Annotated in this window: 13 protein-coding genes and 1 tRNA gene; 6 read left to right on the forward strand and 8 right to left on the reverse strand. The window is 69.5% G+C overall.

Features of this window, described 5'->3' with window-relative positions; genetic code table 11:
* Position 1 precedes the first annotated feature (1 nt).
* From R2J76_RS08135 to R2J76_RS08145, 3 genes are all read right to left on the reverse strand, one after another.
* Positions 2-955, reverse strand: a complete 954-nt coding sequence (locus R2J76_RS08135) for an HlyD family secretion protein (protein WP_316415336.1) — start codon at positions 953-955, stop codon at positions 2-4.
* Positions 952-1,581, reverse strand: coding sequence for a TetR/AcrR family transcriptional regulator (locus R2J76_RS08140; protein WP_316415337.1), 630 nt, complete (start codon positions 1,579-1,581; stop codon positions 952-954). The genes R2J76_RS08135 and R2J76_RS08140 overlap by 4 nt, the downstream gene beginning before the upstream one ends.
* Positions 1,582-1,815: 234 nt before the next feature.
* Positions 1,816-2,103: a DNA-directed RNA polymerase subunit omega gene (locus tag R2J76_RS08145; protein ID WP_316415338.1), complete on the reverse strand. Its 288-nt coding sequence runs from the start codon at positions 2,101-2,103 to the stop codon at positions 1,816-1,818.
* 78 nt (positions 2,104-2,181) lie between these two features.
* Between R2J76_RS08145 and coaBC the strand changes: the two genes are divergently transcribed.
* Positions 2,182-3,372: a bifunctional phosphopantothenoylcysteine decarboxylase/phosphopantothenate--cysteine ligase CoaBC gene (gene coaBC / locus R2J76_RS08150; protein WP_316415339.1), complete on the forward strand. Its 1,191-nt coding sequence runs from the start codon at positions 2,182-2,184 to the stop codon at positions 3,370-3,372.
* A gap of 145 nt (positions 3,373-3,517) precedes the next feature.
* Here the strand turns inward: coaBC and R2J76_RS08155 are convergent, their stop codons facing one another.
* Positions 3,518-3,907 carry a hypothetical protein gene (locus R2J76_RS08155; protein WP_316415340.1) on the reverse strand — a complete coding sequence of 130 codons (390 nt, stop codon included), beginning with the start codon at positions 3,905-3,907 and terminating at the stop codon, positions 3,518-3,520.
* 117 nt (positions 3,908-4,024) lie between these two features.
* Here R2J76_RS08155 and R2J76_RS08160 point away from each other — a divergent pair, with 117 nt between their 5' ends.
* From R2J76_RS08160 to R2J76_RS08170, 3 genes are read left to right on the forward strand one after another with little or no spacing between them, the layout of a single operon-like run.
* Positions 4,025-5,524: an acetyl-CoA carboxylase biotin carboxylase subunit gene (locus R2J76_RS08160; RefSeq protein WP_316415341.1), complete on the forward strand. Its 1,500-nt coding sequence runs from the start codon at positions 4,025-4,027 to the stop codon at positions 5,522-5,524.
* Positions 5,525-5,531: 7 nt separating this feature from the next.
* Complete coding sequence (locus R2J76_RS08165; RefSeq protein WP_316415342.1) at positions 5,532-6,098, forward strand: biotin/lipoyl-containing protein; 567 nt, start codon at positions 5,532-5,534, stop codon at positions 6,096-6,098.
* 35 nt (positions 6,099-6,133) lie between these two features.
* Positions 6,134-8,149: a hybrid sensor histidine kinase/response regulator gene (locus R2J76_RS08170; protein WP_316415343.1), complete on the forward strand. Its 2,016-nt coding sequence runs from the start codon at positions 6,134-6,136 to the stop codon at positions 8,147-8,149.
* Here the strand turns inward: R2J76_RS08170 and R2J76_RS08175 are convergent.
* Both R2J76_RS08175 and R2J76_RS08180 read right to left on the reverse strand, forming a co-directional pair.
* Entirely contained in the window at positions 8,139-9,278 is a 1,140-nt protein-coding gene (locus R2J76_RS08175) for a hypothetical protein (protein ID WP_316415344.1), read from the reverse strand. The genes R2J76_RS08170 and R2J76_RS08175 overlap by 11 nt on opposite strands.
* A 228-nt stretch (positions 9,279-9,506) precedes the next feature.
* Positions 9,507-9,971: an aminoacyl-tRNA deacylase gene (locus R2J76_RS08180; RefSeq protein WP_316415345.1), complete on the reverse strand. Its 465-nt coding sequence runs from the start codon at positions 9,969-9,971 to the stop codon at positions 9,507-9,509.
* Positions 9,972-10,258: 287 nt separating this feature from the next.
* Between R2J76_RS08180 and R2J76_RS08185 the strand changes: the two genes are divergently transcribed.
* Positions 10,259-10,405, forward strand: coding sequence for a hypothetical protein (locus R2J76_RS08185; protein ID WP_316415347.1), 147 nt, complete (start codon positions 10,259-10,261; stop codon positions 10,403-10,405).
* A 236-nt stretch (positions 10,406-10,641) separates the two neighbouring features.
* On the opposite strand, the gene R2J76_RS08190 is transcribed toward R2J76_RS08185, so the two are convergent.
* Positions 10,642-10,716 (reverse strand) — tRNA-Gly (locus tag R2J76_RS08190).
* 126 nt (positions 10,717-10,842) lie between these two features.
* On the opposite strand from R2J76_RS08190, the gene R2J76_RS08195 reads away from it, so the two are divergent.
* Entirely contained in the window at positions 10,843-11,562 is a 720-nt protein-coding gene (locus R2J76_RS08195; protein WP_316415348.1) for an SHOCT domain-containing protein, read from the forward strand.
* On the opposite strand, the gene lpxK is transcribed toward R2J76_RS08195, so the two are convergent.
* Positions 11,510-12,571 carry a tetraacyldisaccharide 4'-kinase gene (gene lpxK / locus R2J76_RS08200; protein ID WP_316415350.1) on the reverse strand — a complete coding sequence of 354 codons (1,062 nt, stop codon included), beginning with the start codon at positions 12,569-12,571 and terminating at the stop codon, positions 11,510-11,512. The genes R2J76_RS08195 and lpxK overlap by 53 nt on opposite strands.
* Positions 12,572-12,576 lie beyond the last annotated feature (5 nt).

Here is a 12,576-nt window from a genome sequence, read left to right on the forward strand (position 1 = left end):
GTCACCTGCCCCGGGGCCTGAGCTTGACGTCCACGGCCACGCCGGGGATGAGGCCCTGGTCCCAGCCCCGGGCCAGGTGCACCTGGGCGGGGTAGACGAGGTTGATGCGCTCCTCGGCGGTCTCCACCATCTTGGGCGTGTACTCGGGCACGCTGTTCACCTCGTCCAGGGCCGCCTCGAAGGTGCGGCCGTCGAGGGTGGCCACCTGCAGGGGCATGCCCTGGGCCACCCGGGGCTGCAGGGGCTGGGGGATGTAGAGGCGCACCCACAGTTGGTCCAGGCGCGCGATGGTGAGCACGGCCTGGGAGGCGCCCACGACGCTGCCCACCTCCCGCAGGCGGTGGATCACCACGGCGTCGAAGGGCGCGCGGATCTCCAGGAAACCCTCCTGGACCCGGCTCTGGTCCAGGACGGCCCGGGCCTTGCGCGCGTCGGCCTCCGCCGCGGCGCGGTCCTCCCGGCGGAAACCCGCGCGGAGCTCCTCCAGGGCCTTCTTCTGCAGGTGCAGGGCCGCCTCGGCCCGGTCCCGGTCCGCCACGGCCTTGTCCAGGTCGGCCCGGGAGGCGATGGCGTCCTTGTGCAGGCTGGAGACGCGCTTGAGCGTATCGGCGGCCAGCGCCAGGGCGGCCTGGGCGTCCCTCACCCGGGCCTCGCCCTGGGCGATGTCCTCGGGGCGGTTCCCGGCCACGTACATGCGGTGGCGCGCCTCGGCCGAAGCCAGGCCCGCCGCGTCCCGGTCCACCGCCGGGCCCAGTTCGGCCGCGGAAAGGCGCACCAGGAGATCCCCGGCCTTCACCCGCTGGCCCTCCTTCACCTCGATGGAGACGACGGTGCCCGGCACCCGGGGCCCCAGATCCGAAAGGTAGGCCTCGACCCGGCCGTTCAGGGTGACGGCGGCGTCGCGGTGGCAGCCGAGGGCCAACAGGGCCAGCAAGGCCAGGGCGGTCATCTTCATAGGTTCTCCAGGAAGGGCAGGGGCTCCAGGGGATGGACGGCGACGCCGCGCCAGAACACGTCGAACCAGGTGCGCTCGGCCCAGGCGATGGCCTCTGGGGCCGGGATCCCCGCCAGACGCTCCGAGAAGACGGGCACCAGATCCAGGATCTCGGCCTCCATGCGGATGAGGAAAAGGCCCATCAGGAAGGGATTGAGGTCCGGCCTCAGCTCCCCGCGCCGCTGGCCCCGGCGCAGGATCGTCAGCACCGCCAGCTGCGCCGGCCGCATGCGCACCGCCAGCTGATCCGGCAGGGTCTCGGCCCCCCGGACGATCTGCCCCCGCACCATGGCCCGGAACCCCGCGCTGTCGTGCAGATGGTGGTGGAAGCTCCGCAGGGCCGTCCACAGCTTTTCCGCCGTGCTCCGGGGATCCCCCGGATTGGCCAGCCGGCGCAGATCCCGTACCAGTGGCGGAATGCGCTCCTCCAGGAGGGCCGTGAACATGGCCTCCTTGTTCTCGAAGTGATAGTAGATCAGCGAGGGATCGCACCCCGCCTCCCGGGCGATGGCCCGCAAACTGGCCCCCTCCAGCCCCTCCCGCCCGAAGACCTTCAGGGCGGCGTCCAGAAGGGTTCGGGGATCCATCTTCACGGCTTTGGGACCACGGGGGCGGGGGGTGGGCACGGCAATCCTTTATTCAACGCTCGTTGAATTATGGATCCCCACGGAGGGAATGCAACCCCTATTTCATCGAATGTTGAAATAGGGGTTTGCCGCTGGGGGGGCTCTTCCGGCAGGGCATGCCTGGGCGGTCCGAAAGGCCCACTATGCAGAGAAGGGGCCCCCTCGCGGAGGCCCCTTCCCGTTCCCGTGCGGAACCTACTCCACGGAGATGGGGATCTCGGTGGTGTAGTCCAGGGTGATCACTTCGGGCTCCTCGAAGGCGATGCGGCCCTCCTCCACTTCCTTGATGGCCACCTGGGCCCAGAAGGAGGCGAGGCGGGGAGCTTCCTGGGGCTGGCCCAGCTTGTTCATGGGGACGGTCACCTCGACCTTGGGGTAGGCGCCGCGCTGGAGCTGTTCGCAACGTTTGCCCGTGACCACGACGAACCGGTACTTGTTGGCGATCTCTTCCGGAATATGGACTACGGTGCGCTGAACGCTCATGGACTTCCCTCGAAGAGGGCAAGTCTATCAAGGAAAACGGGAGAAATCCAGGGTTAGTATGGTATTGGAGGCTGGAACATGAACATCCTGCTGGGCATCACGGGGGGGATCGCGGCGTACCGGGCCGCGGAACTGGCCCGCACCCTCACCAAGCGCGGCCACGTGGTCCGCTGCTGCCTGACCGACGCGGGATCCCGGTTCATCACGCCCCTCACCCTGGCCTCGCTCACGGGCCAGCCCTGTTTCGGGGCCAACCCGGACTACCACGAGTGGCGCCCCAATCCGGTCATCGAGCACATCGACCTGGCCCGCTGGGCGGACGTGGCCGCGGTGGTGCCCGCCACGGCCGACATCATCGGCAAGACCGCCAACGGCCTGGCCCCGGACCTGCTGTCCACCCTCCTCCTGGCCACCACGGCCAAGGTGCTCTGGGCCCCCGCCATGAACACGGCCATGTGGGCCCACCCGGCGGTGCGGGCCAACGTGGCCACCCTCAAGGGCTTCGGCCACACCATCGTGGAACCGGTGGAGGGGCTCCTGGCCTGCGGGGAGGAGGGCGCGGGCAAGCTCGCCGATATCCTGGACATCGCCGACGCCGTGGAGGCCCTGGCCGGGCCCGCCCACCCCAGCCTCCAGGGCAGGCGGATCCTCGTCACCGCCGGTCCCACCCGGGAGGACCTGGACCCGGTGCGCACCCTCACCAACCGCTCCTCGGGGGAGATGGGCGTGGAACTGGCCCGGGCCTTCCGGAATCTCGGCGCCCGGGTGGACCTGGTGCTGGGCGGCGAGCTCCCCGCCCCCTGGGGCGTGGCCACCCGCCGGGTGCGCAGCGCCGACCAGATGCTCGCGGCCTGCCGGGAGCTGTGGCCGGAGATGGACGGCCTCGTGGCCGCCGCCGCCGTGGCCGACCAGCGCCCCGAGACCTTCTCCCCCGAAAAGGTGAAAAAGGCCGAAGGCCCCGAGACCCTCACCCTGGTGCGCACCCCGGACGTCCTGGCCACCCTGGCCGCGGAGAAGCGCCCCGGGCAGTGGCTCCTGGGCTTCGCCGCCGAAAGCGAGGCGCATGTCCCCAACGCCACCGCCAAGCTCCGGAAGAAGGGCCTGGACGCCATCCTCGTGAACGACATCGGCGGCGGCAGGGCCTTCGGCCACCAGGCCAACACCCTCCTCCCCGTCACCGCCGCCGGCCCCGGGGAGCCCCTCGGACCCCTGCCCAAGGACGCCCTGGCCCAGGCCGTGGCGAATTGGTGGGGGGATAGATTGGGATAAAAAGGGGCCGGGTCCCGGAAGTTCGCCCGGGAAGGCCCGCGCAGCCAGCCTCAGCCTGGATGGACCTGGGCCCGGGGCTTCATCCCCTTCATCCTCTTCATCCCTGTTCAGCAGGGCCAAAGCCGGGGTGGGTCGAGATCCCGATCTAGATCGCGGGATCCAGCCAGGCGATGGGGTCGCTGGGCACGCCCACCACATTCCCCACCCGCACCGCCGCGGCCACGACCCAGCCTGAGGGACGACCGATCTGACGCATGTCCAGCTGAACGACGCCGCCGGGGGCCGGGAGATCCGGGCGGCTGCGTTCCAGCACCACTTCGCCCCGGGTGAGCACCTCCTGGGCGGAGGGACGGGCAGGGCCCAGGGGCAGGAGGAAGACCCGCACCTTCTCCACGCCCACGAGGCTTCCGCCCCGGGCGTCCAGAACGGGAAGGCGCACCTCCAGCACCCGGTGGGCGGTCCAGCGGATGACGCAGGGGCCGGGCGCCGCGCGGGTGCGGGGAATGGGGTCGCCCTTGCGCCCACAAGCGGCCAAGGAGAGGACCAGGAGGACTGAGATTATGGACCTTGCGGTCAGGTTTGGTAGTCTGGGGGTTCGCACTATTCTATGATGCCCCAGTTTGTGCCCGGGGCCATCCGTGAGGAAGAGGCCATGCCCGTCACCAGATTGCTCATCGCGAACCGAGGCGAGATCGCCTGCCGGATCATGCGAACCTGCCGCGAAATCGATATCCCCACCGTGGCCGTCTATTCGGATTCGGACCGGGGGGCCATGCACGTCCGCCTCGCCATCCTCTCCGTGCCCATCGGTCCCACCCCCGCCCGGGAAAGCTACATGCGCGCCGACAAGCTCATCGAGGCCTGCCGCAAGACCGGGGCGGATTCCATCCACCCGGGCTACGGCTTCATCGCCGAGGACCCCGAGGCGGTGCGGCAGATCCAGGAGGCGGGCATCACCTGGCTGGGCCCCAGCGCGGAAGTGTTGGAAAAGATGGACAACAAGATCACCGCCCGGGAAATCGCCCGGTCCGTGGGCTGCCCCGTGCTGCCCGGGATCCAGGAGACCATGGGCGACGAGGAGCTCCTGGACGAGGCAAGGAAGATGGGCTACCCCCTCATGGTCAAGCCCGTGCTGGGCCGGGACGGCAAGGGCATGCGCCTGGTGAAGACCGCCGGGGACCTGCGCCGGGCGCTGCCCCGGGTGAAGGGGGAGAGCATCTTCTCCTTCTGGGACGAGCGGGTCTACCTGGAGAAGGCCATCGTCCACCCCCGCCACGTGGAGGTGCAGATCGCCGGCGATTCCCACGGGAACTACGTCTACCTGTGGGAGCGGGAGGGCTCCGTGCAGCGGCGCTTCCAGCAGATCTGCGAGGAGGCCCCCTCCCCGGGCGTCACCCCCGAACTGCGCCGGACCCTGGGGGAGCAGGCCGTGGCCATCGCCCGGGCCGTGGGCTACGTGGGCATCGGCACGGTGGAGTTCCTCCTGGACCAGGAGGGCAACCACTACTTCCTGGAGATGACCTGCCGCATCCAGGGGGGCCACGCCGTCACGGAGTGGATCACGGGCCAGGACCTGGTGAAGTGGCAGATCGACATCGCCCAGGGCAAGAAGCTGCCCCTGACCCAGGACAAGATCCCCTTCTGGGGCCACGCCATCCAGTGCCGCATCAACGCCGAGGACGCGGACCGGGACTTCGCCCCCAGCTCGGGCCGCATCCAGTACCTGCGCTCGCCCCAGGGGCACAATCTGCGCAACGACAGCGGCGTCTACTTCGGCTGGGAGATGTCGCCCTTCTACGCCCCGCTGCTGGCCAAGATCTCCACCTGGGGCCAGACCCGCCAGGAGGCCCTGCAGCGCATGCATTCGGCCCTCATGGAGATGCGCCTGGGCGGCGTGCGCAACAACGTGGCCTTCTTCAAGACCCTCCTGGAGAACAAGCAGTTCCTCAAGGGCGACCTCCACACGGGCATCCTCGCCCACCCCTGGTGGAAGCAGAAGGCCGTGGGCCCCAGCCTCAAGTTCGCCGTGGCCGCCGCGCTCTTCGACGAACTGGAGATGGAGGAGCGCCGGGCCCAGCAGCCCACCCCCAGGAACGACTGCGTCCCCACCAGCCAGGCCTGGAAGTCCCTCAACAAGTTCAACCGGCTCTGAGGAAATCATGAAACGCACCCTAGTCGTCGCCGACGAGACCGTCGAGCTCGAGATCTACCGCCGCCGCGGCACCACCGTCATGACCTGGGACGGCGTGGAGGTTCCCCTGGACATCGTGAAGGTGGAGCGCTCCAGCTATTCCATCATCATGGAGGGGCGCAGCGTGGGCGTGAACATCGACCGCATCCGCAACCCCGATCCGGATCTCCACGGCTTCCGGGCCGCCACCTACGACGGGGCCTACGAGTTCACCCTGCAGGACCCGCGCAAGGCGCTCCTCGCCGAGGCCATGGCCCGCAGCAAGCGCAGCGAGGCCAAGCTCCTCATCGCCCTCATGCCCGGCAAGGTGCTCAAGCTCCTCGTGCAGCCCGGGGACATCGTGGAGGAGGGCCAGCCCCTGCTCATCCTCGAGGCCATGAAGATGCAGAACGAGTACACGGCCCCCACCGCCAGCCGGGTATCGGCCATCCACGTGGAGGAGGGCGCCAACCTGGAGATCCACGCGCCCATGATCTCGCTGCAGAACCTGGAGCCCGCCGAAGGGGAAGGCCCGGAATCCGCCCCCAAGGGGTGACCGCATCGCCCGCCTCCGGGCGGCAGGGGATTGGCATGGCAGGTGAGCCCATGGATGGCGCGGAGCCAGTGCTGGACGTCCTGGGGACGGTCCAGGCCAGTGAAGCCAGGTACCGCGCTCTGGTGGAGGCCTCGGCCCAGATCGTGTGGACCTGCGACGCCCGGGGCCGGGTCACGGAGGATTCCCCCTCCTGGCGGGCCTACACGGGCCAGACCCCGGGGGAGTGGCTGGGCCTGGGCTTCGAGGCCTGCATCCACCCGGAGGACCGCCTCCGGGCCCTGGAAACCTGGCATCGGGGCCTCCGGGAGGGCCGTAGGGTCCAGCAGGAGTACCGGCTCTGGCACCACAGCGGCCAATGGCGGTGGAACCACGTGCGGGCGGTGCCCCTGCTGGGGCCAGGCGGGGCCGTGGAGTCCTGGGTGGGCATGAACATGGATATCCATGACCGGCTCTCGGCCCAGAGGATGCAGACCGCCCTCTACGGGATCTCCGAGGCGGCCCGGGGCCTGGGGGACCTGTACGTGCGCATCCACGGGATCATCAAGGCCTTCATGCCCGCGGAGAACTTCTACGTGGCGCTGCTGGACCCCGGCGGGGATACGGTGCGCTTCCCCTACTTCGTGGATGAGAACGATGCGCCCCCGCCGGCCCTGAGGATGGCCCGGGGCCTCACGGAACTGGTGCTGCGCAGCGGGGCGCCCTGGCGCCTGGATCCGGACCGCATCGAGGAACTCGTGCGGGGGGGCACCGTGGTGCTGCGCGGAGAGCCGCCCCTGGACTGGCTTGGCGTTCCGCTGTCCATGGACGGGCGCATCCTGGGGATGCTGGCGGTGCAGAGCTACCGGGGCGACGTGCACTACTCCCAGTCCGATCTGGCGCTGCTGCAGTTCGTCTCCGGCCAGATCGCCGCGAGCCTGGAGCGCCAGCGCGCCGAGGAGGAGCGCAAGCGGCTGGAGGCCGACCTCCAGCACGCCCAGAAGCTGGAGAGCCTGGGCAGCCTCGCCGGCGGGGTGGCCCACGACATGAACAACGTGCTGGGCGCCATCCACGCCGTCACCCAGACCCTCAAGGCCGCTTATGCCGGCGAGGACCGCCTCCTGGGTTCCATCGGCACCATCGAACGCGCCGCCGTGCGGGGGCGCGACCTGGTGAAGGGCCTGGCGGATTTCGCCCGCAAGGATCTGCGGGAGGCCTGCGCGGTGGACCTCAACGAGGTGGTGGGGCAGGAGTGCGAGCTCCTCAGCCGCACCCTCCTGCAGCGGGTGCGCCTGGACGTGGCCCTGGAGCCCGGGCTGCCCCGGGTCATGGGAGAGCCCGGCGCCCTGGGCAGCGCCTTCATGAACCTGTGCGTGAACGCCGTGGACGCCATGCCCGAAGGGGGCGCCCTGGTCATCCGCACCCGGAGCCTGCCGGGGGACCTGGTGGAACTGGCGGTGGACGACACCGGCCAGGGCATGGAGCCCTGGGTGCTCCAGCGGGCCATGGAACCCTTCTACACCACCAAGCCCTACGGCAAGGGCACCGGCCTGGGCCTCGCCATGGTCTACAGCACGGCCAAGGCCCACGGAGGCACCCTCACCCTGGACAGCAGGCCCGGGGAGGGGACCCGGGTGCGCCTGCGCCTTCCGGCCCTGGCCGGGGCCCCCGCGCCTGCCGCGGCGGAACCCGTGGACACCGATCCCGGCAGGCCCCTGCGCATCCTCCTGGTGGATGACGACGACCTGATCCGGGATGCCGCCCCGGAACTGCTTGAACTGCTGGGCCACCGGGTGGCCACCGCATCCAGCGGACCCGAGGGCCTGGCCATGCTGGACCTGGACCCGGACGTGGACGTGGTGCTCCTGGACGTGAACATGCCCGGGATGAGCGGCCTCGAAACCCTGGCCCTCCTTCGCGAACGCCACCCCAGGCTGCCCGTGATCCTGGCCACGGGCTTCCTGGGGGACGCCACCCGGCACCTCCTGGCCACGGACCCCCACCTGCTGGCCCTGGCCAAGCCCTACACCCTGGAAGAGGCCCGGGTGAGGCTGAAGGAAGCCGTCAGTCGGTGACCGCGAAGACCACCTTCTCGTTGCGGAACCGGTCCTTGGCCAGCAGCTTCACCGTGGCCTGGGTGTGGTCCGGGTTGAACGCCAGGGTGTAGTGCTTGTCCTTCACCAGGGACCCGGGCACGACGTTGATCTTGTTGATCTTCTCCAGGCCCGCGTCGGCGGCGGTGATGGTGATGGAATCCTGGGACCTCAGGTCCGCGGTCTTGGTGAAGGCCTGGTCGTTCCAGTTGGAACCGGCCCGGTCCTTGGAGAACACCGGCACCACGATGATGCCTTCGTCCTCGAGCACCTTGCGCCGGCCCACCAGGTAGTGGACGGAATTCAGCAGGGCCTGCTGGGTCTGGCTGGCGGCCGTGAGCACCTGCAGGTCCTTGGTCATGCGCTCCTTTTCCGTCCGCATGCTCTCGATGTCGGCCGTGAGCTTCTCGGACTGGGCGGTGAGGTCCACGATGTGGGCCTGCAGCTCCTTGCTGCGGGCCTCGGCCTGGTCACGCTCGCCTTCGATGCGGGCCTTGCGGTCCGCCTGCAGCTGGGTGGGACTCAGGTCCGCCTTGCCCTGGGCCACCCAGGACCCGTAGACGCCATTGCTGTAGAAGTGGTAGACGTGGAACCCCGGCGCCAGCTGGTCCATGGTGAGCACCTTGGCCACCAGCTCCTTGGCCTTGGCCTCGGGCACGCCGCGCTTCCTCAGGTAGCGCATGGCCATGTCGTAGTGGGTGTCGTCGGCCTTGGCGATCTCGGGCCGGGGCAGGACCGCCCGCAGGTGGCCGATCTTCTCATTGAGGCCCTTGATCTCCTTGTCCTTGTCCAGGACCTCCTGGAGCAGGGCCTGGTAGGAGCTGTTCTTCTCCACCTTGATGCGGGCCTCCAGGGCGGTCTTCTGTTCCGGGGTCAGTTCCAGGGTGTCCGGGTTGGGAGCCACGTTGGTGACGCCGGCCTGGGCCAGCTTCTTCTGCTCCTCGGCGCTGGCGGTGCCGGCCTTCTGGTTGAGGGTCTCCAGCTCGGCGGCCTTCTGGGAGAGGTCCTTGACCTCCTTTTCACCCGCATTGCGTCCGCAGGCGGGGGCGATCATGAGCGCGGCCGCCGCCGCGGCGGCCAGGAAGGAGTTCGATAGGGTTGTCCGTGTCATGGCTTTCTCCAGGTGCGTGGGGCCGGGATGGGAAGATCGCCCGGCTTCGGGTTGGATGAAGGGACCTCCATGAAAAGGTCGGCACGATGCCTACCCGCCTTGCGGTGCGCCAAGGGGGTGTGGAGCGGGTCCCACCCCATCGGGGGCAGGTCCGGGTTTGGCTATTGGATGACCGGGGCCGCCGGGATGTTCCAGGCACGGCCGCTTGTTTTTATCTATTAATTGCAACTAGGGCGCAGAGAGGGCGAGGGTCCGGGGGTGGACGAGGCGGTCGAAGTCCAGGTACCGCATGCGCACCACTTCCGTATGGGAGCCCGCGTTGAAGGCGATCTCCTCGTTGGAGGCCAGGCGGGGGTCCACGAAGACATCCATGCGGTACAGGTTCCCGAAGGGCGGCATGGCCCCCAGCTCGCACCCGGGGAAGTCGCTGCGGAATTCCGGTTCCCGGGCCAGGTCCAGGTTCACGGCCCCGGTGCCCCGGCGCAGGAGATCCAGGTCCACCTTGCGGGTGGCGGGCAGCACCGCCATGGCCAGGTGGTCGTCCACCTTCACCACGACGGTCTTGGCCACCTCCCGGCCCTTCACGTGGGCGGACTCGGCCACGTCCATGGCGGTATAGGCCTTGGAGTGGGTGATGGAGAGGTATTTCACCTCGTGGTCATCCAGGAAGCTCTTCAGTTTCGCGACAGGCATACGTACCTCCTTGGCCGTCGACGGTTTGGAACCGAAGCATCGGGCATCGATCCGTTTTCGCAAGGGAGGGATTCGAGGGCTCTCGCAATTATATGATTCGATCATATGAACCCGTTCATCCCCGGATTTGACCCGTTCAGGGGAACTTCGGGGTCCCCGGCACCGGACGGAGGTATGGTCCTAGGGTACCCCTCCGGAGGCCACTCCAGGCGCCGGAGGGGATCCTCCCTGGGTTGCGCCACATGATGCAGACCGCCAAACCGAGAATCCCCGTCGTCCTGAGCGAAATGGAAATCCATTGGCTCATCACCTGGCATGACCTGAACCTCCGGGAATGCTCGGGAACCACCACGGAATGCGACCGGGACTGGAGCGCCCTCCGCCGGGAGGAACTCCTCACCGCCTGGGACCGCACGCCGGGGGGCGCGAAGTAGCGGGGCCCATTCGTCGCTCCGGTCAAAACCCGGTTTCCCTTCTTTCCCCAGCGCCCCAGCGAGCCCCCAGCGCCCCAGCGTTTAATTCTTTTTCTGGAATTCCCGGCGCCGATGGTTCCCATCTCGCCGAAGGCAACCTTGAAAAGTAAAAACGCAGAGACGCTGGGGACTCGCTGGGGCGCTGGGAAAAGCGGGTACAAAAAAACCCCAAAACCTCATGGTTTCGGGGTTCTAGTTGGAGCGGGCGATCGGGATCGAACCGACGACGTTCAGCTTGGGAAGCTGACATTCTGCCACTGAATTACGCCCGCGCTTGCCTTGCCTGTCTTCGCCCTTGGGGGATCGGAACGGGCAACGGTCACCGTATCACGACGGGGGGAAGGGGGTCAACCTGGGTGCTATGCTGTCGGCGGAAGTATCGACCCCTCGGAGGTTCCATGAAGGTTCTAGCGGGTTTGCCCGTGCTTTGCGCGGTGGCGGCCCTGGCGGCGGCACCCCATCGCACCAACTGGGAATTGAAGGAGTTCACCTGGGTGAAGCTGGTTCCGGCCGAAGGCGGGGCGGCGCCCTCCCAGCATCCGGTGGCGCTGGACGCGGAGGCGCTGCGGCGCAATCTGCGGGCGCTGCGCTTCGAGGAGGGGGCGCTGTTCGAGGCCAAGGAGGTGGACCAGTTGGTCAAGCCCCTGCTGGAGGCCTTCGCGGTGGCCGATCCGGGGGAGGACCTGGTGCTGCTCAGCACGGGGCGCCGGGGCGGGGGGTTCCTGAACCCGGCCTTCGGGGTGACGGCGCGGCTCTTCGTGGAAGGGGGCAAGGTGCAGATGATCGTGCGGGACGCGCGGCTGGACTTCGTGGACCGCTTCCGGGTGCGGGGCGACAAGCCCGAATTCACCTACGGCTCCCGGACGGACGCCGGCAAGGCCGCGATCACCGGGGAGGGCCTGGCCTCCCGGCGCGCCGACTGGGTGGAGTTCCCGGCGGTGCCCTACGCGGCGCCGGCGCCGGTGCTGCCGGGCTTCCAGGGGGCCGCGGAGCCCCGGGCCGCCCCGGCCGAGGGTCCCGAGGCCCGCCTGCGGGCCCTGAAGCGCCTGCGGGACGAGAACCTCATCACCGAGGACGAGTACCAGAAGAAGCGCCAGGAGATCCTGAAGAGCCTCTGAGGCGCTCCAGGACCCAGGCCTCCAGGGGCTCGGCCCCCGTCACCCGCTGCTCGGCGATCCAGATGGGCAGGCCGGTGGCGCGGGCGGGGTCCAGCTTGACGGCGTCCTTCTCCGTGCACACCAGGCCCCCGGCGCCCGCGGCCCGGGCCTCGGCCTCCAGGGCCCCCAGGCGCGGGCCCAGGGCCTGGTGATCCCGGAAGGCACGGCTGCCGGTCCAGGGGGCGCCGGCCACCAGGAGATCGGCGAAGAAGGCCTCCGGGTGGCCCAGGGCGCAGAAGGCGAAGAGGGGCCCCGGGGCGCCCAGGGGCAGGGGGATGCGCGCCCCGGTGTCCAGGCGCCGCAGGGCCGTGATGGCGAAATCCACCCAGAACACCGGGCCCCCGGACCCGAAGCGGGCCCACCAGGCCAGGATGGCGTCCCGGTCGGCCCGGGCGCCCCGGGTGACCACCAGGCAGGAGGCCCGGGCCGCCGAGGCCGCGGGCTCCCGCAGATCGCCCAGGGGCAGCATGCGGCCGTTGCCCCAGCGGCGGACCCCGTCCAGCAGCAGCAGGTCCAGGTCCCGGTGGAGGCCCCGGTGCTGGAAGCCGTCGTCCATGATGAGGAGGTCCGGCCGGGGGGAAAGGGCCAGGGCCCGCAGGGCCGCGTGGTGCCGCCGCCGGCCCACCACCACCCGCCCCGGGCCCAGGCGCCGGGCCATCATGAGGGGCTCGTCCCCGGTCTGGGCCGGGTCGGAGCCGGGGCCCACCTCCATGGGGTCCAGGTCCCGCCTCCCCCCGTAGCCCCGGGAGACCACCGACGCGATGAGGCCCTCCGCTTCCAAGGTTTCGGCCAAGTGGAGGGTCACGGGGGTCTTGCCGGTGCCTCCGGTGGTCAGGTTGCCGATGGAGACCACGGGAACGTCCACCCGGGCAGCGCGCTCCGGGTGGCGGTCGAAGGCGCGGTTCCGGGCCGCCACGATCCCCCCGTAGAGCGGGGCCAGGGGCGCGAGGATCCACCGGAGAAGATGCATCCCCC

It is taken from the genome of Mesoterricola silvestris, from assembly GCF_030295405.1.
In the GTDB taxonomy this organism is placed as follows: domain Bacteria; phylum Acidobacteriota; class Holophagae; order Holophagales; family Holophagaceae; genus Mesoterricola; species Mesoterricola silvestris.

Bases quoted from the DNA above. Each gene is read 5' to 3' on its own strand.
- R2J76_RS08170 (WP_316415343.1), top strand. From the start codon at position 6,134: ATGGCAGGTGAGCCCATGGATGGCGCGGAGCCAGTGCTGGACGTCCTG.
- lpxK (WP_316415350.1), bottom strand. From the start codon at position 12,571: ATGCATCTTCTCCGGTGGATCCTCGCGCCCCTGGCCCCGCTCTACGGG.
- R2J76_RS08180 (WP_316415345.1), bottom strand. From the start codon at position 9,971: ATGCCTGTCGCGAAACTGAAGAGCTTCCTGGATGACCACGAGGTGAAA.
- R2J76_RS08145 (WP_316415338.1), bottom strand. From the start codon at position 2,103: ATGAGCGTTCAGCGCACCGTAGTCCATATTCCGGAAGAGATCGCCAAC.
- R2J76_RS08165 (WP_316415342.1), top strand. From the start codon at position 5,532: ATGAAACGCACCCTAGTCGTCGCCGACGAGACCGTCGAGCTCGAGATC.
- R2J76_RS08135 (WP_316415336.1), bottom strand. From the start codon at position 955: ATGAAGATGACCGCCCTGGCCTTGCTGGCCCTGTTGGCCCTCGGCTGC.
- R2J76_RS08185 (WP_316415347.1), top strand. From the start codon at position 10,259: ATGGAAATCCATTGGCTCATCACCTGGCATGACCTGAACCTCCGGGAA.
- R2J76_RS08160 (WP_316415341.1), top strand. From the start codon at position 4,025: ATGCCCGTCACCAGATTGCTCATCGCGAACCGAGGCGAGATCGCCTGC.
- R2J76_RS08195 (WP_316415348.1), top strand. From the start codon at position 10,843: ATGAAGGTTCTAGCGGGTTTGCCCGTGCTTTGCGCGGTGGCGGCCCTG.
- coaBC (WP_316415339.1), top strand. From the start codon at position 2,182: ATGAACATCCTGCTGGGCATCACGGGGGGGATCGCGGCGTACCGGGCC.
- R2J76_RS08140 (WP_316415337.1), bottom strand. From the start codon at position 1,581: ATGGATCCCCGAACCCTTCTGGACGCCGCCCTGAAGGTCTTCGGGCGG.
- R2J76_RS08175 (WP_316415344.1), bottom strand. From the start codon at position 9,278: ATGACACGGACAACCCTATCGAACTCCTTCCTGGCCGCCGCGGCGGCG.